The following is a 20,738-nucleotide window of genomic DNA, read 5'->3' on the forward strand; positions in this document are numbered from 1 at the left end:
GTATCCGGTGAACTGGCTGCCGATGCCCCCGTTCGGCGGCACACCACGGCCCGAGTTGTGGGCAGGACTGCGTTCTCGAGGCAGCATGCGGCACGACGTTCCGGCGCAGCAAGGCGTGCATCCCGGCAGCTTCAGATGCGCGCCGTCCCGCCAGCGCTCCGTAAAACGGACTACTCCCAGCCACCGCGCCACCTCCTATTGGGCGAATGGATAGGGGCCGGCAAAAGTGGGAGAATTCGCCGCCCGGAAAGTCTCCGCGCTTGAAGGTTCATCACGCCTGGAGGTGTGCCATGAGGACCCTGCGCTCCGCATTGATGCTGTGCATCGCGATTGCCCTTGGCACGCCAAGTGCCACATACGTCGCCCTGCCCGGATATGCATTCAAGACGAATCCGACATGCCAGCGCCACGAACCAAAGACGAAATTCGACAGGAGGTGCGACTGGCCGAGGGTGGGCTTCAAGAACTTTACGCCCCCGCTTGTGACCGTGCTTGGGATCTGAGGATCTTGGAACGGCGCCGGATGCGCTTTCTCTTTTTCTCCGACTGAGATGTGAGAGCGTGATCGGGGTAGTGAGCATCCCGCTGTCCGGTGGGTGCTCATCGCCCACTATTCATCCCTTCGCCAGTTCTTTATCCACAGCGGAAACCAGCCGCGAATCGTCCGCCGTCACGTCAGGCGCGAAACGGGCGGCGACTTTGCCGTCGCGGCCGATCAGGAATTTCTCGAAGTTCCAGAGGATGTCGTCCTCATTTCCGCCTGTCATGCCATGGGATTTCAGGCGTTCGCGCATCGGGCCGTCACCCGTCGTCGCGACACCCGACTTGGTCAGCTGCCGGTAAAGCGGGTGCTGGGCCTCGCCCTTGACCGAGATCTTCGAGAAGATCGGGAAGGTGACGTCATAGGTGCTGGTGCAGAAATCGAGGATCTCGGCGTCGGTGCCGGGCTCCTGACCCTTGAAGTCGTTGGCGGGGAAAGCTGCGATGACGAAGCCGCGCTCGCGCTTTTCCCCATAGAGCTTTTCCAGCCCCTCATATTGGACGGTCAGCCCGCATTTCGAGGCGACATTGACGACCAAGAGCACCCTGCCCCTGTATTCGTTGAGCGTGGTCTCACGACCATCCACAGTCTTGACCGGGATATCCAGCACGTTGCCCGTCACGGGAACCTCCAATTTCGTAAGGATATGTTTCGCCCAAGCTTACCGATATCGCCGCCGTTGTCATCAGCGTCGGGATCAACTTGGCTTCCACAGGACGCCGGTGCGGCTTCCGGCCGCACCGGGCCTTAGCACCTCAGGCGGGAGACGTTTCCTTCACGTCGTCGAGCAGGAAGTGCACGACGAGATAATCCGTCTTGTAATGGCGGCCACTGTCCGACACGGAATCGACGCTGCCGCCGTCCTTCGGGTGCCAGGCGTGGTAATGGGGATTGGTGGTGATCAGCGTGATGGCCTTGCCATCTCTTTCACCAAGCCGGAAGCGCATCTCGGCGAGCGGCCAGATCCGCTCGTAATCCTGCATGGTGATTCGCGCCTTCAGCGCCTTGCGCTGCAGCGGCGCTTCGCCGGCCTCGGCTGGTGTTTCCAACATCACCTCCTCAGCTCCGCTGATGATGGCGTTGAATTCTTCAGGCCACATGCGTCTCATGAAATCGCTCCTCCCGAGGCTTTTTCGTCAGTTCACAGATGGAACTTAGCGGTTTGTCCGAAAGAAGCAAATTCCTGTCATGCGGTTGTCATCGGTTCCCGCTGCTCCTACCTTCCCGTCAAACCGCATCAGGGCCGTCAGTCGCCCGCAATCCCGAGATCAGAAATGAAGACACGTGAAGAAAGGCAGGCGCTCCGGGCGAGCATGCCGCGCACCCCGCTCAGCGCCCATCATATGGAAAACGCCCGGCTGCTGCCGGATCGCGGCGAATTGCTTTTTCGGATCCCGAACGGCGGCATCGGCGTCGAGGTCGGGGCAGCCTTTGGCGAATATACGGCGGAGATCCTGGAAAAGAATCGCCCGGCGCAGCTCTACCTCATCGATCCCTGGTCAATGGATCGCTACAGCTCCGGGCTCGATGCGATCCACACGAATTTCGCGGCCGAGATCGCGGCCGGCCGGCTGCATCTGATGCAAGGCACATCGCTCGACAAGCTTGCCGAATTCGAGGACGATTTCCTCGATTGGGCCTATATCGATACCGACCATTCCTTCGAGCTCACCTGGCAGGAACTCCTGCTCTGCGAAAAGAAGGTGAAGCGGACGGGGCGTATTGCCGGGCATGATTTCTGCACCGGCAATACGGTCAAGCCGATCGTCTATGGCGTCGTCGAGGCGGTCACCAAATTCTGCAAGGATTACGGCTGGCAATTCGAGTTCCTGACGGTCGAATCGCACGCGCATTTTTCCTATTGCCTGAAGCGGCTCTGATCAGCTCACATTTTACCGGAATATTGCTCGTCGCTGACCTTTTCCATCCAGTCGACGTGGCTGCCGTCCAGCGCTTCATGGATGGCGATATGCGTCATCGCCGTGTCCGGGGCAGCGCCGTGCCAATGTTTTTCGCCTGGCGCGAACCAGACGGTATCGCCGGGGCGGATCTCGCGGATGTCCTCGCCCCAGCTCTGGGCGAGGCCCTTGCCTGATGTCACGATCAGTGTCTGGCCGAGCGGATGCGTATGCCAGGCCGTGCGGGCGCCGGGTTCAAAGGTGACGGAGACCGCCCTCGCCCGTGCCGGCGCCGGCGTTTCCATCAGCGGATCCTGGCGAACGGCGCCGGTGAAATAGTCGGCCGGTGGCTTCGTCGAGGGGCGAGAGCCGGCGGGTTTGATCTCCATGATCTTTCCTTTTCCATTCATTGCGGTTGAAGCCTTATATCGCGACGATATTTCATCGAGGCGACCAATCAAAGCCGGATCGGCAATTGCCGCGGAGTCACCCGCCTGATAGTTCCAGTGGCTTTCATCACCAAAGCGCGTCGCATCGTGCTTGATTCATGCGATGCGCTTTGGCTCTTTGTTTTTATGCATGTCGCTGTCCCCGCACACTTCCGGGCGACATGCAGTAGGGAGGATTTTTCATGAAACACCATGCTTTTGGCCGCATGCCCTTCACCGTCACCAATGTCGGCTTCGGCGCCTGGCAGATCGGCGGCTCCTGGGGCGATATCAGCGAGGCCGACGGACGCGCGGCGCTCAATGCCGCGCTCGATGCCGGCATGACATTCATCGATACGGCTGACGTCTATGGCGACGGGCGCTCGGAAAAGATCATTGCCGACGTGCTGAAGACGCGCGGCGGTGTGCGTCCGATGGTCGCTACCAAGGCGGGCCGCCGCCTCAACCCGCATGTCGCGGAAGGCTACACCAAGGCTAATCTCGAAGGCTTCATCGACCGCAGCCTGACGAATCTTGCCGTCGACAGTCTCGACCTCGTGCAGCTCCACTGCCCGCCGCGTGAGGTGCTTTACCAGCCGGAGGTCTTCGAGGACCTGAACGCGCTGCAGAAGGCCGGCAAGATCAAGGGTTACGGCGTCAGCGTCGAGAAGGTCGAGGACGGTCTGAAGGCGATCGAATATCCCGGCGTCGTCAGCATCCAGATCATCTACAACATCTTCCGCCAGCGCCCCGATCACCTGTTCTTCCAGGAAGCACGCCGCAGGAACGTGGCGATCATCGTCCGCGTACCGCTCGCCAGCGGTCTTCTCTCCGGCAAGATCACCCGGGACACACATTTCGCCAGCGACGACCACCGCAATTTCAACCGCAACGGTGAAGCCTTCGATGTCGGCGAGACCTTTGCCGGCGTGCCCTTTGAGGTCGGCCTGCAGGCGGTGGAAGAGGTGCGCAAGCTGGTGCCCGAGGGCGCCACCATGGCCGCCTTCGCGCTCCGCTGGATCCTGATGAGCGACGCCGTCACCGTCGTCATCCCCGGCGCGCGTAACGCCGAGCAGGCCAAGGGCAATGCGGCTGCTGCCAATCTGGCGCCGCTTTCGGCCGATGTCATGGCAGCAACGCGCGAGATTTACGAGCGGCTGATCGCGCCGCATGTGCATCAGCGCTGGTAGGCGCCCAATACTCCGAGACGAAAATGGCCGGGTTTTCGCCCGGCCATTTTTATGTCGTGGAACTTTCAGAAGCTCAGTTGGTGCCGACCAGGTCAACCGGAAAGAACAGGGTCTCGCCGGAGGAGTCGCTGACGCCGTCATTGTCGGTGACCGCATAGGGCTTGCCCGATGCGTCGAAGGTGAAGCCTTCAAGCTTGTCCAGCACGTAGCCGTTGGTCGCGGTCTTCAGCTCACCGAGGAAGTCGTGGGCTTCGGTCTTCTTGACGACCGGCAGCTCGCCGCCGAGCTTGGCGGGCTTCAGGTCCGATATCGCGACCTTGTAGAGCTTCTTCAGCCTGGCGGCATCACCGACGAGGTTGTCGCGCTCGATGATGTAGACGCTGTCGCCCTGGGCCGAGATTTCCGACAGGCCGACCCAGCCGCTTTCCGTCTTGTCGAGCGGATAGCGCACAGCACCCCATTCCCTCTTCTTCGGATTGTAGGAGACGAGCTTGACGAAGCCCTTCTCGTCATCGCTCCACTCACGCTGGACCGCCATCCAGAGCGTCGCATCGTCGCCGGTGCCGACAATGGTCACGCCTTCAAAGCCGTAGCGGATTTCGTTGGCGACGAGCTCCTTCGGCAGGGCAATCTCGGCCTTGATGTCGCCCTTGGCATTGACGTTGTAGAGGGCATGCGGAACGAGACGCTCGCTGTAACCTTCCGAGGCGAGCCAGAAGGAGCCGTCGGCAGCAGCCGCGATGCCTTCGATGTCGAGCTTCTGGGCCGGGGCGCCGTCACGCTTGACGACGAGGGCGTCGGTGATGACGGCCGGCTTCTTGCTGGCATCGATCGTGTAGATCGTCGGCTGCGAGCCCAGAACGCTGTCGCTGACGGCGTAGAGCATGCCCGGCTTGCCCGGAACGGCGGCGAGACCCGAAAGGGCTGCAAAGCCGATCGGATTGCCGTCCTTCTCGGCGGAGACGATCTGCGGATAGGCCTTTTCGCCTTCCGAGCGCTCGTAGATCATCACATGCGAGCGCGCGCCGCCATCCTTTCCGAGGTCGAGTTCGTTGGCAGTCACGAGGAGATTGCGCTTAGGGATGGCGATCGCGCCTTCCGGCGAAATGCCGGACGGCAGCAACTGGACGAGTTCGGGATCGGCACCGGTATCCTTATAGACGCCGACGACCGAAGCACGCTCGGCGAGCAGGAAGAAATACTGATCGTCCCCGAACTTGGCGGCTTCGAGGCCTTCCGGCTCGACGCCCTTCGATCCTGACCGGCTTTCCGGATAGTGGCCGATATGGGCGACGGCGCGTTCGAAGGATGCGCCCGATTCGTAGAGAAGCTTGCCCGTCTTGTCGAAGATGGTGAAGCCGCGCGAGCCGCCCTGGTAGTCGCCTTCATTGGCGACGACGAGGCGGTTGTCGTCCAGCCACTTCACGGCGTCGGGTTCGCGCAGCACGCCTTTGGCTTCGCCCGAGAATTTCAGGGCGCCGTCACGCTTGGTGTCGATACCGGTGAGATCGACGCTGCCGGCGGAGAAATGCGTCTTCACTTCAGCCGTGTTGGCGTCGATGATGACGATCTCATTGTTTTCCTGCAGCGTCAGAGCAATCTCGTTCAGGCTGTTGAAGGCGACGAATTCCGGCTCCGGATCCTCCGGGGCGACGCCGGCAAGCCCGGTCAGCGCCACGTGCTTGATCGTGCCGCAATCGACGGTGCCGTTCCTGACCTGGAAGACGACGAGGTCGCCAGCCGGCATTTGCGGGATCTTGCCGTCATTGACCTTTTCGTCGCGCTCGTTTTCGATCGCGATGGTGCCGAGCGTCTTATCCTTGTTGAGGGCGATCGAATCCGGCTGGCCGCCGAGATCGCAGCTGTTTTCGATCTTCTTGGTCGCCACGTCGACGATGGCGAGACGGCCCGAGGGCTTCGCCTTGTTTTCGGAAGTGTTGACGGCAACGAGCGCCTTGCCGCCGCTCGAGGTGACCGATGTCGGCTCGCCGTCCATCATCACCGCGCCGCCGGCCTTCGGAGCCTTGGCATCGGTAATGTCGATGAAGCCGATCGCGCCGAGCGGGCTGTCGCTATAGATCAGCGTGTTGCCGTCGTCGGTCGCGGTGATGATTTCGGCGGAGCTCACCGAAAGCTTGTCCTTGTCAGCCGGCAGGTTCTGCGCAACCGGGAAGGAAGCGATGCGATTGAAAACCGGTTCGGCCGCGGCCGGAAAGGCAACGGATGCGAGAAGCACGGCAGCGAGCGCTGCCTTGCGCGATGAAATTGTCATGAAATCCCCCATGTGTCGAACATTCGAAACAGGAGTTTTCTGCGCGAGCGGCATGACAGAGGCATGACAGAGGCGACATTTTGCGCCAGACCACATCAGGCTGGTTTGCGCTCCCGGCGCATCTCGTTTCGCATGATGAAGAGCGAGGCAGACAGGATGAGAGCTGCTCCCAGCCAAAGGTAACCCGCCGGCGCATAGCCAAAGAACAGCCAACCGGCCAGCACGTTCAACGGCAGCTTGAGATCATCGAACGGCTGGACGTAGGCGGCATCGGCTGCGGCATAGGCAAGCGTCAGGAAATACTGCGCTGCGGCGGTCAGCAGCCCCGCCAGCAAGAACAGGGCAAGCGTTGCGCCCGTCGGCACTGCAAAACCTGCCGCAAGCGCCAGCCCGCCGTTTATCGGGGTCAGCAGAACGAGCAGCCAGACGGTGATCGTCTCCGGTCGTTCAATGCCCGTCAGGCTTTTGGTGATCAGCGACGAGGCGCCCCACAGCATCGCCGAGAGCACAGGCAGGAGTGCCGCCCAGCCAAAGCCGTCCGACCATGGCTGCAGGATGATCATCGCTCCGGTGAAACCCGCCGCCGTCGCGGCCCAGCGGGCCGGGCCGACGCGCTCACCGAGGAAAAGCCGGGCACCCAGAATGATGAAGAAGGGCGAGGTCATCACCAGTGCGATCGCCTGCCAGATCGGCACGGCGGCAAGGCCGGCGACCCAGGCCTCGACGCCGAGCGCGGCAAGCGCGACGCGCGCGAGGTGACGCCAGGGATAGTGCGTGCGCATCGCCGCGAGGCCGAGCCTCTTAAGGAACGGCAACGAAAACAGGAAGGCGAAGCCATATTGCCAGAAGGCTGCCGACGCCGAGGGAAAGGCAAGCTTCATCGTCAGCCATTGGGTGACGACGTTGAGAAGCGAAAAAGCAATGCCGGCAAGCACCATCCAGAGTGCACCGACAACGGCGCGGGACGGCGAGACTGCAAGGGAAGTCTGATTCATGTCTTTCATCCAAAACAGGGACCAACATAAATCAGGACGCATGAGGCACGGACACGAGCGACATGGCGGATCCCTGCCCTTCGCACGGCCAACACTCATTCTCTTCCATCCGGACTTTAACCGTCGGCTCCGGAATCGCACCGGATCTGCTGACCCTTCCCCCGCTTGGACATGAGGGAAGGCGCTCGCGGGCTCGAGCCGAAACTCTTACCGCCGGTGGGGAGTTTCACCCCGCCCTGAGAACAGAAATGTCGTAGATCAAAGCCCGCGCGGCGGCAAGAGTGTTCCTAAAGCAAAAGGGGTCCGGCAAAGCCGAACCCCTCTCAAATCCTTCACAACCGGTCTCGTTTCCGGCTGACGGATAATATCAGATCAGCCGTTGACGGCGTCCTTCAGGCCCTTGCCAGGCGTGAATTTGGGCACGTTGCGAGCCGGAATGTCGACTTCAGCGCCCGTCGACGGATTACGGCCCTTCGTTGCGGCACGATGAGAAACGGTGAAGCTGCCGAAACCCGCGAGGCGGATGTCGCCCTTGTTCTTGAGTTCAGCCTGGACAACGTCGAAAACCGCGTCAACAGCGGAAGCCGCGTCAGACTTCGTCAGCCCTGCCTTTTCGGCTACTGCGGACACGAGTTCATTCTTGTTCATGTTTCCACCCCTTTCTAAATGGTATGAAACGACTCAAAAGTAAGCTAGGCGCAGAATAGGTTTCATCAGGCCCGCCGAAAACCCAAAAGCCCTGCAAATCAAGGAAAAGCAAGCGTCTACATGACGTTTTCACAAAAAAGGCTGGCGTTTCCGCCAGCCTTTTTGCGTGTTTTGCCCCAATTGGGCGTAAATGTGGCAAAGGCCACTCAATGCGCTATGGTTGCGCCTGTCTCATCGAGGCCTTCGACCGTTGCGATGACGGGCGTTTCTACCGTGCCGTCCCATTCGATCGGCTCCGGTCGCCGGATCAGCGCATGCTTGATCACCTCGCCCATGCGGGATACCGGGATGATCTCCATGTTGTTCTTCACGTTATCGGGAATCTCCGCCAGGTCCTTGGCGTTTTCCTCCGGAATCAGCACCTTCTTGATGCCGCCGCGAAGCGCTGCGAGCAGCTTTTCCTTGAGACCACCGATCGGCAGCACACGACCGCGAAGGGTGATTTCACCGGTCATGGCCACATGCCTATCCACCGGGATGCCTGTCATGATCGAGACGATCGCGGTTGCCATGGCGACGCCGGCCGAGGGGCCATCCTTCGGCGTCGCGCCTTCCGGCACGTGCACGTGGATGTCGCTCTTGTCGAAGCGCGGCGGCTCGATGCCGAAATCGACAGCGCGCGAGCGAACATAGGAGGCCGCTGCCGAGATCGATTCCTTCATGACTTCCTTCAGATTGCCGGTGACCGTCATGCGGCCCTTGCCCGGCATCATCACGCCTTCGATGGTCAGCAGCTCACCACCGACTTCCGTCCAGGCAAGACCGGTCACGACGCCGACCTGATCCTCGCCCTCGGCTTCGCCATGGCGGAAGCGCGGGACGCCCAGGTAGTCGGAGATGTTGGCAGCCGTCACATGAACGGCCTTCGTCTTGCCCTTGATGATCTCGGTGACCGCCTTGCGGGCGAGTTTCATCAGTTCGCGTTCGAAGTTGCGGACGCCGGCTTCGCGGGTGTACTGCTGGCTGATCGCCATCAGGGCGTCGTCGCTGACCGAGAATTCTTCCGGCTGCAACGCATGTTCCTTGATGGCCTTCGGCAGCAGGTGCCGCTTGGCGATTTCGCGCTTTTCATCCTCGGTGTAGCCGGCGATACGGATGATCTCCATGCGGTCCATCAGGGGCGCTGGAATATTCAGCGTATTTGCCGTCGTGATGAACATCACATCCGACAGGTCGTATTCGACTTCCAGATAGTGGTCCATGAAGGTCATGTTCTGCGCCGGATCGAGCACTTCCAGCAGGGCCGAGGACGGATCGCCGCGATAATCCTGGCCGAGCTTGTCGATCTCGTCGAGCAGGAAGAGCGGGTTGGACTTCTTCGCCTTCTTCATCGACTGGATGACCTTGCCGGGCATCGAGCCGATATAGGTGCGGCGGTGACCGCGGATTTCGGCTTCGTCACGAACGCCGCCAAGCGCCATGCGGACATACTCACGGCCGGTCGCCTTGGCGATCGACTGGGCGAGCGAAGTCTTGCCGACACCCGGAGGGCCGACGAGGCAGAGGATCGGGCCCTTGATCTTGGTGGCGCGAGCCTGCACGGCCAGATATTCGACGATGCGCTCCTTGACCTTGTCGAGACCGAAGTGATCGGCTTCGAGGATCTTCTCGGCATTGTTGAGATCGGCCTTGATCTTCGACTTCTTGCCCCAGGGGATCCCGAGCAGCCAGTCCAGATAGTTGCGCACGACGGTGGCTTCCGCCGACATCGGGCTCATCTGACGCAGCTTCTTCAGTTCCGCATCGGCCTTTTCACGGGCTTCCTTGGACAGCTTGGTCTTGGAGATGCGCTCTTCCAGTTCGCTCATCTCGTCGCGGCCTTCCTCGCCGTCGCCGAGTTCCTTCTGGATCGCCTTCATCTGTTCATTGAGGTAATACTCGCGCTGGGTCTTCTCCATCTGGCGCTTGACGCGCGAGCGGATGCGCTTTTCGACCTGCAGGACCGAGATCTCGCCTTCCATGAAGCCGAGGGCCTTTTCGAGGCGCTGCTTGACGCTGGTGGTCTCCAGCATCTCCTGCTTCTCGGTGATCTTGATCGACAGATGCGAAGCGACCGTATCGGCGAGCTTGGAATAGTCGTCGATCTGGCTGGCGGCGCCGACCACTTCGGGCGAAATCTTCTTGTTGAGCTTCACATAGCTCTCGAATTCGGAGACGACCGAACGCGACAGAGCTTCCAGTTCGACCGGATCGTCATGCGGCTCCTCGAGCACATGGCCGAGCGCCTCATAGAAATCCTCGCGGCTGGTATAGGTGTCGATCTCGGCGCGGGCGCGGCCTTCGACCAGAACCTTCACGGTGCCGTCGGGCAGCTTCAAGAGCTGCAACACGTTCGCCACGGTGCCGACATTGTGGATCGCGGAAGGATCCGGATCGTCGTCGCTGGCGTTGATCTGCGTCACCAGCATGATCTGCTTGTCGGAACCCATGACCTCTTCGAGCGCACGGATCGACTTTTCCCGTCCTACGAACAGCGGCACGATCATATGCGGGAAAACCACGATGTCGCGCAGGGGCAGAACAGGGTAGGCAGTGCTGCTCGCTACAGACGTTTTCTTCGTCATTTTATGTCCTTTCCATCGTCCCGTTGCCGGGCTCTCTGCACGGCCGCTTGGGACCGGCCGGCACTCTCACTTGTTGCTACAAGTGGAGGTTCTGACTACGCTTTTCAAGCCACGCAAACGCCCGCGTCCCTCGGATGTGACAGCTTTATTACAACGGAACGCCAACACTATGAAGCGCGTGGCTGGACCGGCGCTTACCACTTCCGACCCGGCTAAAATACAAACGCCAGCAAGAGACTTACGGAATCATTGCATGATTGCCAAGCACTACCCCTTGCGCAACATCGGCAAAGGCAATGTCGGTTCCCACCGGCAAATACTAGCAGCGCTTCGCATGGTTTTTCAAATAGAAAGGGGCCTGCCTATGGCAAGCCCCCAAAATAATCACACGAAAGCCCAAGCTCACGCCGAAGCGTTGGCTTTTTCTTCCTGGCGATCGGCATAGATGTAAAGCGGACGGGCCGAACCGCGCACCACTTCCTCGGAGATGACGACCTCGCGCACGCCTTCCAGCGTCGGCAATTCGAACATCGTGTCGAGCAGGATCTTCTCCATGATCGAGCGAAGGCCGCGGGCGCCGGTCTTGCGCACGATCGCCTTGCGGGCGATTTCGCGCAGAGCGTCCTCGTGGAAGTTCAGTTCCACGTCTTCCATCTCGAACAGGCGCTGATACTGCTTGATCAGCGCGTTCTTCGGCTCGGAGAGGATCTGGATCAGCGCGTCCTCATCGAGGTCTTCAAGCGTCGCCAGAACCGGCAGACGGCCGATGAACTCAGGGATGAGGCCGAACTTGACCAGATCTTCAGGCTCCAGTTCGCGCAGGACCTCACCGACGCGGCGGTCATCCTGCGACTTGACGGTCGCACCGAAGCCGATCGAGGTCTTCTCGCCGCGGGCAGAGATGATCTTGTCGAGGCCGGCAAAGGCGCCGCCGCAGATGAACAGGATGTTCGTCGTGTCGACCTGCAGGAATTCCTGCTGAGGATGCTTGCGGCCGCCCTGCGGCGGAACGGAAGCGACCGTGCCTTCCATGATCTTCAGGAGCGCCTGCTGCACGCCCTCGCCCGAGACGTCGCGGGTGATCGACGGATTGTCGGACTTGCGCGAAATCTTGTCGACTTCGTCGATGTAGACGATGCCGCGCTGCGCACGCTCGACGTTGTAGTCGGCCGACTGCAGGAGCTTCAGGATGATGTTTTCGACATCCTCGCCAACATAACCGGCCTCTGTCAGCGTCGTCGCATCAGCCATGGTGAAGGGAACGTCGATGATGCGGGCGAGCGTCTGGGCAAGATAGGTCTTGCCGCAGCCGGTCGGGCCGACGAGCATGATGTTCGACTTCGCCAGCTCGACTTCGCCGTTCTTGGAGGCGTGCGCCAGGCGCTTGTAATGGTTGTGAACGGCGACCGACAGGATCTTCTTCGCCTGCCGCTGCCCGATGACGTATTCGTCGAGGACCTTGATGATGTCCTGGGGCGTCGGAACGCCGTCGCGGGACTTGACCATCGAGGACTTGTTCTCCTCGCGGATGATGTCCATGCACAATTCGACGCATTCATCGCAGATGAAGACGGTCGGTCCGGCAATCAGTTTCCGGACTTCGTGCTGGCTCTTTCCGCAGAACGAACAATAAAGCGTGTTCTTGGAGTCGCCGCCGTTGCTGCCGCTGACCTTGCTCATATCACTTTCCTTCCAGCACGCCGCATTTCAAGGCGAAATCGCGGTCCACTCTATCAGCTCCTGGCGGCACTCCGTTTCCGGAGCCTTTGCCGAGAAGGGCTTCAGGGGGTACGAACCGGGCCCAACCAATCATGTCCGGGTTCCGGCGGCAACGAATTCCCCTTCGAATGCCGAATGCTATGTCATAAAAATTCAACATAGCATTAATAGTTACTATTAGCGTCTTCGTCGCCGTATGAAAGCCCCTGTTCAATCACAAATGGGATAGAACTGTGGCGACAAAAACACCATCCCTATTAATTACTAGGCCTGTTCGCCTTCCATTTCGAGGCGCGACGTCAGAACCTTGTCGATCACGCCCCAGCTCTGGGCTTCGTCCGCATCCATGAAATGGTCACGATCGAGCGTCTTTTCAACTTCTTCGTAGGTGCGGCCGGTGTGCTTGACGTAGACCTCGTTCAGGCGGCGCTTCATTTTGAGGATGTCGCGGGCGTGCCGCTCGATGTCCGAAGCCTGGCCCTGGAAGCCGCCCGAGGGCTGGTGCACCATGATGCGGGAATTCGGCGTGGCAAAGCGCATGTCCTTGTGGCCGGCAGCCAGCAGTAGCGAGCCCATGGATGCGGCCTGGCCGATGCAGAGCGTCGAAACCGCGGGCTTGATGAACTGCATCGTATCGTAGATCGCCATGCCGGCCGTGACGACGCCGCCGGGCGAATTGATGTAGAGGGCGATTTCCTTCTTCGGGTTTTCGGCCTCGAGGAAGAGCAGCTGGGCGCAGACAAGCGTCGCCATATGGTCTTCGACGGCACCCGTCAGAAAGATGATGCGTTCCTTCAACAGGCGGGAATAGATGTCGTAGGAGCGTTCACCGCGGTTGGTCTGTTCCACGACCATCGGCACGAGGGCCATTGCGGTATCGACTGGGTTTCTCATGTGCGTCCTTTGTCAACGTCTCGCCGGCCGGCGCCGGGAATCAAAGAAAAATGTCTTACCCCTACATAGAGTGTCCCGGCCCTCCTCTTCAAGACACGCATGAGGATAACGTTAAGAAGGCGGGGCAAGGCGGCTCCTGGTAGGCTCTTTCCCCCAAACGCCTGTTAACGGCGAGCCCTTGGTACGATCTCCCCCGGCTATTCTCCATGACAGTGTGAAGGAAGGCTTACTCTATTCGACTGTGCTCATACACGTTTACCCAACGGAAAGCCTACCGGCAGATATCGGCCTGAAACAATGCCGCAGCGCAGCGACATTAAGGAAGTGGCGAGCTTCCTCGGCAAGGATGAGAACCGACAGACAAGGGGTTGCTGCCGTGTTCAATATTGCTACAGGTCTCGCTATCTGGTGTTCCGAGGCCATGACGCTCGCTTTGGTGCTGTTCGTCGCCTGGCGCCACAACGTCAGGAACGAGGCCTATCTCTATTGGGGCTTGGGCTTCCTCCTGACCGGCATTGGCTTTGCGATGGTCGCGCTGCGCGGCGAAATCCCCAGCGTGCTTTCCATAGAGGCAGGCAATGCCATCGCGCTGCTCGGCCAGAGCGCCTGGGTGGCAGGTTTTCTGGCGCTCGACCGCAAGCGGATCGAATGGTGGGCGCTGCTGCCGCCGGTCATCTGGCTCGCCGGAGTCTTCCTGCCCTGGGTCAACAGCGATTATTCAAACCGGGTGGTGCTCTATAACCTTGCTTCAGCGACAGGTGCGACGGCACTTGCCATGGCGGTCGCCGCCGGCGACATGCGCCGCGAGCGTACCCGCGTCAAGCTGATGGGCGTGTTCGTCATCCAGGGCTGCCTGTGCTTCGGCTCAGCGCTGATGATGGCGCTGACGCTGCCGAGCGATATCGAAGCGACCAATCTCGGCGGCGCCTCCGCCATGGCCAGCGCCTTCCTGCTGACCATCGCCTTCGCGTTCACCTGCCGGCTGATCATGGAGCGCTCCGAACGGCACCTGCGTGCGCTCACCCTGACCGATTCGCTGACCGGCGTGCTCAACCGCCGCGGCCTGCTCGGCTATTTCGACGGCATCCAGGAAAAGGCCCATGACGACCAGCGCCAGGTCGCGGTGATGCTCTTCGATCTCGACCATTTCAAGCGTGTCAACGACCGTTTCGGCCACCAATCCGGCGATGCCGTGCTGACCGCATTCGCGCGGATGGCCCGCCAGTATATTCCAAACAACATTTTCGGCCGCATGGGCGGCGAGGAATTCGCCGCCTTCGCCGCAGTCACGGACCAGACGGAAGCCGAGGCGATCGCCGAAGCGATCCGCACCGAATTCTGCCGCCTTCCCGTCAGCACCGGCGAAGCGATCGTCCCGGTCACGGTCAGCATCGGCATCGCGCTTGCCTCCTCGATCGAAGCCAATATCGACAAACTGATCTCGGCCGCCGACCGGGCGCTCTATGCGGCGAAGGCGGCCGGCCGCAACTGCACGGTCACCTTCGGCGAAGCGGAGGCCGCTGCCCCGGCACCGGCCACGCCGAGCGGCACCGCCGGCGAACTCGTGCCGACGGTCGACGACCAGGTCGAGGCGCTGCGACGCATGGGTACGCTGTCACGGGCCGGGTAGTCCTGGGTCCCTCACCCCGCATCTTTCCGAGGCTCGGCAAATCCGATAAGCGTCGTGGCATGATGATCCCATCCTTTCTCTCGATCGACCGCGCCAACCGCCATGTCTCGCTGGACGGCCGCAATCCGGCCTTCTACGGCAACCCGAATGCCGTCTATGCCGCACTTCACGCCCATTGCCCGACCTTCTACTGGAGTGAGCAGAAGCAGTGGTTCTTCACGGGTTACGACCATGTAAACGGCCTGTTGCGCGACCGCCGCTTTGGCCGGCAGATCCTGCATATCGCCAGCCGCGAGGAGCTCGGCCTTGCCGAGCCGATGCCGCATCTTGCCAGTTTCGATCTCTCGGAACGTTATTCCCTGCTCGAACTCGAACCGCCGGAGCACACGCGGCTGCGCACGCTCGTCAACCGCGCCTTCGTCTCCCGCCATGTCGAGAAGATGAAACCGGAGCTTGCCGAACTCGCCAACCGGCTGATCGACGGTTTCGCGGAGAAGCGTGAGGTCGAGCTACTCTCGGCCTTTGCCGACATCATCCCGGTGACCATGATCGCCCGCATGATCGGCATTCCCGAAGAGATGGGACCGCAACTGCTTACCTGGTCGCACGCCTATGTTCGCATGTACATGTTCGGCCGCACGCGCGAGCAGGAGGAGGAGGCCGAGCGGGCGGCGAAGGAATTTTCCGACTACGTCAAAACGGTCATCACAGAACGCCGCGCCGAACCGCGTGACGACCTGCTGACCCACATGATCCATACCGAGCACAAGGGCCAATATCTGACCGATGAGGAGCTCGTGTCGACGACGATCGTGCTGCTCAATGCCGGGCACGAGGCGACCGTGCACCAGATCGGCAATTCCGTGCGTACCATCCTCGACAGCGGCTGCGATCCGGCAGAACTCTTCCGGGACGAAGCGACGACAGAGCGCACCGTCGAGGAAACCTTGCGCATCTGCGCGCCGGTCCACATCTTCCAGCGCTGGGCGCTGGAGCCTGCGGAAATCGATGGGGTCTCCTTCAAGCGCGGCGACAAGGTGAGCCTCATCCTCGCCGCCGCCAATCTCGACCCGACAAAATTCACCGATCCGCTGACCTTCCGGCCCGATCGTAACGAGGCGGCGAACCTCTCCTTCGGCGCCGGCATCCATTTCTGCATCGGCGCGCCGCTGGCGCGGCTGGAGCTCAACGTCGTGCTGCCGATCCTGTTCGAGCGGCTTGCCGGCCTGAGGCTAGCGAAGACGCCGGTGGTCAAGGATGTCTACCATTTCCACGGGCTGGACCGGCTGGATTTGCAGTGGTGATCCATCCCTCGCAGAGGTGATCCACCGCGCGAGGATCAACCGTAACGTCCGGTAATGTAGTCTTCCGTACTCTTGACCTTCGGCGACTGGAAAATCTCAGCGGTCGGGCCGTATTCGACCAGCTCGCCCAGATACATGAAGGCGGTGTTATCGGAGATGCGGCTTGCCTGCTGCATGTTGTGGGTGACGATGACGATGGTGAACTCCGTCTTCAGCTGGGCGACCAGCTCTTCCACCTTGGCGGTCGAGATCGAGTCGAGGGCGGAGGTCGGCTCGTCGAGGAGAAGCACCTCGGGGCGAAGCGCCACAGCACGCGCGGCTTTTGAAATGCTGCAGAGGGCAACCGGTCCAGGTTAACGGTCAGGACATCGGGCAGCGAATGAAAGGGAGCCGTGTTCAGCGGTCACCGCTCTGCTGGAACGCCGGCGACAAGCCATCAATACCGAGCATATTGCCACGATCTTGGCGGCATCATGCGGCTGACTCTTCTTCCAGTTTACTGGATATGTCATATGCCGACATAGGTTTTCCAATCAGATATCCTTGAAGCTGGTCGCAGCCGGCATCGCGCAAGATCGCCGCCTGGCGGGTAGTCTCGATACCTTCCGCGGTAACCGGAATCCGCAGCGCGGTCGCGAGCGAGATGGTTGCCCGAAGAACATCGGCGCCATTTGCACCTTCGTCGAGAGCCCACACGAGCGAGCGGTCGATCTTCATGCGATCAAACCCGAACTGCCGCAAGGCGCCAATGCTTGCGTAGCCGCAGCCAAAGTCGTCGAGCGCGAACTTAATGCCGACGCGTTTGAGCTGGTCTATCGACCGCCGGGCCTGATCCGGATTGGTCATCAGAACACCTTCGGTGATTTCCAATGTCAGGCGGTTTGGATTGAAATCAAGCTCCTGCAGGACCGAGATCACTTCTGCGGCAAATTCCGGATTGCAGAGCTGGATTGGCGAAACGTTCACCGACAATGCCAGATCGGGCCAGCTCTTGGCATGCTCGATCGATGTTCTCAGCATGTGAACGCCGAGGGCATCGATGAGGCCGCACCTCTCGGCAAGAGGAATGAAAATCTCCGGGCTGATGTTTCCGGTTGCAGTTCGCCAGCGCGCCAGTGCTTCAAGACCAGTCACAGCGCCGGTCGAAGCCGAGACGAGAGGTTGGAAAACGGCTTCGATTGCGCCGCTGTTGATGGCGCTCTTCAACAGTCCCTCCAGTTCGGCGACCTGTTGGCGTTCCCGGTCCAGCTCGGGATCGTATTCGATTGCCTGGCCTCTGCCATTTGCCTTGGCCCGATAGAGGGCCATGTCTGCTCTGCGGAGAAGCTCCAGGGGCGGGACGTCGCCGTTGCGAGCAGCGGCTCCGATGCTTGCGCCAATTTCGATCGTTCGCCCGTCGATTTTGAAGGGCTCGGCAAACAGTGCCAAAATCGTCTTTTCGATCTCTCCGCACGTGGCAGAACCGATGTGTACCAGCGCAAATTCGTCGCCCCCGAGCCGCGCCACGGCAATGATTTCGGGGTGGCAGCCTGTCAGCGCCTTCGAAACCAACCGGATCAAATCGTCCCCCACCGCATGCCCCCAGGCATCGTTGACGGCCTTGAAGCCATCAAGGTCGACTAAATAGAGCCGGGGTGGCGGAGAGCCAGAATTATCCAGCTCTGCCAGCAGGTTGAGAAGCCCATGTCTGTTCAACAGGCCACTCAAGCTGTCATGGCCCGCTTCGAAAAGCGCTGTTTGCGCCAGTTGGCGCAGGCGCCGCGCCTCGGAGGCCCCAACCAACAGAACGCCGATCAAGAATAGCGAAAGGATGACGGTAGAAGCTGCAAGATAAGGATAGACCTGATGAAACACGGCGCTTCCGGGCGCTTTGCTGGGCCAAACGAGATAGCCGATGACGGCTCCCTTCATGTCGGTGATCGGCGTATTCAGGGATCCCGGCTTGGGCGTCGTCTCGAGGCTCAGCCCCTCGAGTTCATGTTCGTTGGAGAGAGTGTCGAGAACCTCCGACGTAAACTCCTTGTAGAAAGTCAGCACGCTGAACTTCGGAACCTCGACGGCGGCGTCGAACGGCTGGATCGCCTGCGAGGCGATCAGCGCTATACCGCTTTCGGTCTTGATGAAATTGACCACCGGCACCTTCGCCGGATCTGCAGCCGCATTGATCTGCTGATAAAAGGCTGCCCCGAAAAACGTGCCCGGCTGGAAGGGCTTGCCCTTGGCATAGGCCGAGACGACCAAAGACCGCTCAGGGCCGGTCACGATCGCGCCGTCATAAAGCGCGTAATCCTCGCTGGTCTTTCCCCAATTCTCATAGGCCCAATCCGCGGCGGCGGGAGACGAGATCGCGCTATAGGCATCGTCCCATACGGCGTTATCCGTCGTTGTCGCGCCGAGGCGAGCCACAAACGCACCGATTGCCGCGCGGGCGGCGCGACTGGCCCTGGCATCATCGATCTCGTTGGCCGACCGGGTCATCGTGACGACGACGTGTGCCACAAGGCCAGTCAGGACGAGGGCGACGACAAGGAAGCAGACCGTTGTCGCGATGATGGAAGACGTCTGGGTCCGAACGTGCCGACCTGCAAGATTCGACGACATGCAAATTCCGAAAAGATTAATTGCAAGGCCATGTCTGTGGGACGGCAGGAGACATCATGTCCGCAATGCGCTGCAGATAAGGTTTAGCATTTGACGATGTAGGCACGATTAATGGGAATGGTTAAAAGCGTTCTATCCCGGAAACAGGTGCAGCCATTCGCTGAAAGACGGGCCATCATCGCCGCAAATCGGGACAAGCGCGGAATCGTCAACGTCGATTTTCTGGCCCGCTCAAACCTTGATCACATAATCCTTGCGAGTCGTTTCAACGACTTCCCACGTTCCCTTGAAGCCGGGTCTGAGGATCATCCGGTCGCCCGCCTTCAGATGAACCGGCTCACCGCCGTCCTCCGTCACGATGGAATGGCCGGACAGCAGGCTGAAATATTCCCACTCCTCGTAGACGATCCGCCACTTGCCCGGTGTCGCCTCCCAGATACCGGAATAGAGGCCGCCTTCGGCCTCCTCCAGATTCCAGGTACGGAAATGCGGATCGCCGGAGATGATCCGGCCGGGCTCCGGGGCGCCGAACTCGGGTTCGACGCCGTCGATGCTGAGGGTGATGTAATTTGCCGTGGTCACCATGGGTCCCTCTGATCTCAGATGTGGTTCGTCACATACCTTTGACACGTACCCCTTTGAAATCGTAGAGTTTTTTCAGTGGAGGCGTCATGTACGTCTGGTTGTTTCCTCACATACCTTTGCTCAAGTATGTGCCTTTCGTCAAATACCCTTGAGCAACTCTGCAACCGCAAGTTAAACCATTGTTTTCTTGACGATTTATCGCAGGCTTGCCTTGCGCCGAACTGGCTGTCGTACAGCCGCGAGGGGAGGACGATGAGAGTTGTTGTTTCCGAAACCGTAGTCGTTGAGTTGCAGAGCTCATGACCCGCACCTACGAACAGCTTATCCCGCGCGCCGAAAGGGAGAAGCTCGAGCTAGCCCTTGAAATGGGCCAAGGTTACGTCCTCGATCTTTCGGACCGGACCTTCAACGATTTCTTCTATGAGAGACTGGGCATCGACCCAGACACTGAAGGCCGCCTCTTCAACGGGCGCGGCACGTCGAAAGCGAAGCGCCTGAGGTCCTTCATTGAGCGCGCCCCGGCGTCCTTGATTGCGAAGCTGCTCCGCGAACTCTGGAACTACCGCAGCTCCATCGCCACCCGTGCGACGACGCCCGCTGATCAGGTGCTCGAGGCCAGCTATTTCATCACCGTTGGCAGGTTCGAAGGGGTAAGCCAGGACATCGACAGCTCGGTGATCGAGTCTTTCGAACCCAGTGAAACACTCGACGAACTCGTGGCATCAATCCGCCGCGACCTCGACGCCAAGAAGCCGCACGCCGCGCTTGATCGACTTCACACATACTGCATGAAGCGCTTCGCATCACTGGTCAGAAAGCATGGCGGCGGAGAGTGGGCGGGTAGCGTTGCCGACGGCGAGAACGTGCAGGCGTATCGCGAAGACCGAGCCTGCTCACAACTCCGTCTTGCCCTCCTCCACTCGCTCCCGCCTCGCCTGCAGTCGGTCGAACTTGCCAAAATCGGTCATGATGCTAACGAGAACGCTTCCAGTCCAACCGAAGGTGAACAGGCCCGACATACCGATGATAGGACCGAGCAGACGCCATCGGTCTGGAAGAGTGACGTTGCCCTCGCCGAGAGTGGTATAGCTTTCGAGGACGTAGTAGTAGCTATCGCGCATCGAAGGGATAATGTCCCTGACATACAGGGGAACTGCCCAAATAAGAGTCTCCGCGAAGTGCAGAACCGCTAGCGCGGCGATTGTTACGGCGAGCATCAAATTCAGCCGCCAATGCGGCGTGGCTGGGGTGACGTGTGCCCATGACTTGCTGAACTGAAGCCCGATGCTTCGGATTCCGACGCCATGCACAAAGATCACAACGATCAAAAACACGGTGCCGACAAGAATCTCCAGAACTGGATTCGGGTGGGTGAGATGGTCCAATCGTTTGCGTCCTCAGTGTTCAGC

The 20,738-nt window shown here is 60.3% G+C and carries 17 protein-coding genes, 1 pseudogene and 1 riboswitch; of the genes and pseudogenes, 5 read left to right on the plus strand and 13 right to left on the minus strand.

All coding sequences use genetic code 11. The features are described 5' to 3' along the window. Positions 1–290: 290 nt before the first annotated feature. Complete coding sequence (locus tag AC1D1Z_RS07490) at positions 291–503, plus strand: hypothetical protein (protein WP_446965786.1); 213 nt, start codon at positions 291–293, stop codon at positions 501–503. Between the two features lie 111 nt (positions 504–614). Here the strand turns inward: AC1D1Z_RS07490 and AC1D1Z_RS07495 are convergent, their stop codons facing one another. Next, complete coding sequence (locus tag AC1D1Z_RS07495) at positions 615–1,163, minus strand: glutathione peroxidase (RefSeq protein WP_446965785.1); 549 nt, start codon at positions 1,161–1,163, stop codon at positions 615–617. 133 nt (positions 1,164–1,296) lie between these two features. After that, positions 1,297–1,650 carry a hypothetical protein gene (locus AC1D1Z_RS07500; protein ID WP_018241586.1) on the minus strand — a complete coding sequence of 118 codons (354 nt, stop codon included), beginning with the start codon at positions 1,648–1,650 and terminating at the stop codon, positions 1,297–1,299. A 165-nt stretch (positions 1,651–1,815) separates the two neighbouring features. Here AC1D1Z_RS07500 and AC1D1Z_RS07505 point away from each other — a divergent pair, with 165 nt between their 5' ends. Beyond that, complete coding sequence (locus AC1D1Z_RS07505) at positions 1,816–2,421, plus strand: class I SAM-dependent methyltransferase (RefSeq protein ID WP_018447534.1); 606 nt, start codon at positions 1,816–1,818, stop codon at positions 2,419–2,421. A gap of 5 nt (positions 2,422–2,426) precedes the next feature. On the opposite strand, the gene AC1D1Z_RS07510 is transcribed toward AC1D1Z_RS07505, so the two are convergent. Beyond that, positions 2,427–2,828 (minus strand): (R)-mandelonitrile lyase, encoded by a 402-nt coding sequence (locus tag AC1D1Z_RS07510; RefSeq protein WP_018516857.1) that lies wholly within the window; start codon positions 2,826–2,828, stop codon positions 2,427–2,429. A 242-nt stretch (positions 2,829–3,070) separates the two neighbouring features. Here AC1D1Z_RS07510 and AC1D1Z_RS07515 point away from each other — a divergent pair, with 242 nt between their 5' ends. Further along, on the plus strand, positions 3,071–4,057 hold the full coding sequence (locus AC1D1Z_RS07515; protein ID WP_018447533.1) for an aldo/keto reductase: 987 nt from the start codon (positions 3,071–3,073) through the stop codon (positions 4,055–4,057). Between the two features lie 73 nt (positions 4,058–4,130). Here the strand turns inward: AC1D1Z_RS07515 and AC1D1Z_RS07520 are convergent, their stop codons facing one another. The 6 genes from AC1D1Z_RS07520 to clpP form a co-directional block, all read right to left on the minus strand. Next, on the minus strand, positions 4,131–6,341 hold the full coding sequence (locus tag AC1D1Z_RS07520; protein ID WP_446983325.1) for an esterase-like activity of phytase family protein: 2,211 nt from the start codon (positions 6,339–6,341) through the stop codon (positions 4,131–4,133). Positions 6,342–6,424: 83 nt separating this feature from the next. Further along, positions 6,425–7,333, minus strand: a complete 909-nt coding sequence (gene ribN, locus AC1D1Z_RS07525) for a riboflavin transporter RibN (RefSeq protein WP_032994602.1) — start codon at positions 7,331–7,333, stop codon at positions 6,425–6,427. Between the two features lie 84 nt (positions 7,334–7,417). After that, a riboswitch (FMN riboswitch) is annotated at positions 7,418–7,572 on the minus strand. Positions 7,573–7,696: 124 nt separating this feature from the next. Beyond that, a complete protein-coding gene (hupB, locus tag AC1D1Z_RS07530) occupies positions 7,697–7,972 on the minus strand; it encodes a DNA-binding protein HupB (protein ID WP_003558438.1) in 276 nt (91 codons plus the stop codon). Positions 7,973–8,178: 206 nt separating this feature from the next. Beyond that, on the minus strand, positions 8,179–10,596 hold the full coding sequence (gene lon, locus AC1D1Z_RS07535; RefSeq protein ID WP_017959927.1) for an endopeptidase La: 2,418 nt from the start codon (positions 10,594–10,596) through the stop codon (positions 8,179–8,181). A 402-nt stretch (positions 10,597–10,998) separates the two neighbouring features. Continuing rightward, positions 10,999–12,276 (minus strand): ATP-dependent Clp protease ATP-binding subunit ClpX, encoded by a 1,278-nt coding sequence (clpX, locus tag AC1D1Z_RS07540; protein ID WP_017963839.1) that lies wholly within the window; start codon positions 12,274–12,276, stop codon positions 10,999–11,001. Positions 12,277–12,579: 303 nt separating this feature from the next. Beyond that, positions 12,580–13,209: an ATP-dependent Clp endopeptidase proteolytic subunit ClpP gene (clpP, locus tag AC1D1Z_RS07545; protein WP_003547334.1), complete on the minus strand. Its 630-nt coding sequence runs from the start codon at positions 13,207–13,209 to the stop codon at positions 12,580–12,582. 214 nt (positions 13,210–13,423) lie between these two features. Between clpP and AC1D1Z_RS07550 the strand changes: the two genes are divergently transcribed. Together AC1D1Z_RS07550 and AC1D1Z_RS07555 are read left to right on the plus strand one after the other, a co-directional pair. Beyond that, entirely contained in the window at positions 13,424–14,839 is a 1,416-nt protein-coding gene (locus AC1D1Z_RS07550) for a GGDEF domain-containing protein (RefSeq protein ID WP_222285723.1), read from the plus strand. A gap of 59 nt (positions 14,840–14,898) precedes the next feature. Further along, positions 14,899–16,143 carry a cytochrome P450 gene (locus AC1D1Z_RS07555; RefSeq protein WP_018241579.1) on the plus strand — a complete coding sequence of 415 codons (1,245 nt, stop codon included), beginning with the start codon at positions 14,899–14,901 and terminating at the stop codon, positions 16,141–16,143. Positions 16,144–16,178: 35 nt separating this feature from the next. Here AC1D1Z_RS07555 and AC1D1Z_RS07560 read toward each other — a convergent pair. The 4 genes and pseudogenes from AC1D1Z_RS07560 to AC1D1Z_RS07575 all read right to left on the minus strand — a co-directional run. Next, positions 16,179–16,460: pseudogene (locus AC1D1Z_RS07560) on the minus strand (phosphate ABC transporter ATP-binding protein); the annotation flags it as partial. Between the two features lie 154 nt (positions 16,461–16,614). Further along, positions 16,615–18,744, minus strand: a complete 2,130-nt coding sequence (locus AC1D1Z_RS07565) for a bifunctional diguanylate cyclase/phosphodiesterase (protein ID WP_477850014.1) — start codon at positions 18,742–18,744, stop codon at positions 16,615–16,617. Between the two features lie 231 nt (positions 18,745–18,975). Beyond that, positions 18,976–19,329, minus strand: a complete 354-nt coding sequence (locus AC1D1Z_RS07570; RefSeq protein ID WP_247266467.1) for a cupin domain-containing protein — start codon at positions 19,327–19,329, stop codon at positions 18,976–18,978. An 893-nt stretch (positions 19,330–20,222) separates the two neighbouring features. Continuing rightward, positions 20,223–20,714, minus strand: a complete 492-nt coding sequence (locus tag AC1D1Z_RS07575; protein ID WP_047622577.1) for an ion channel — start codon at positions 20,712–20,714, stop codon at positions 20,223–20,225. Positions 20,715–20,738 lie beyond the last annotated feature (24 nt).

It is taken from the genome of Rhizobium sp. P1_E1, assembly GCF_056406015.1.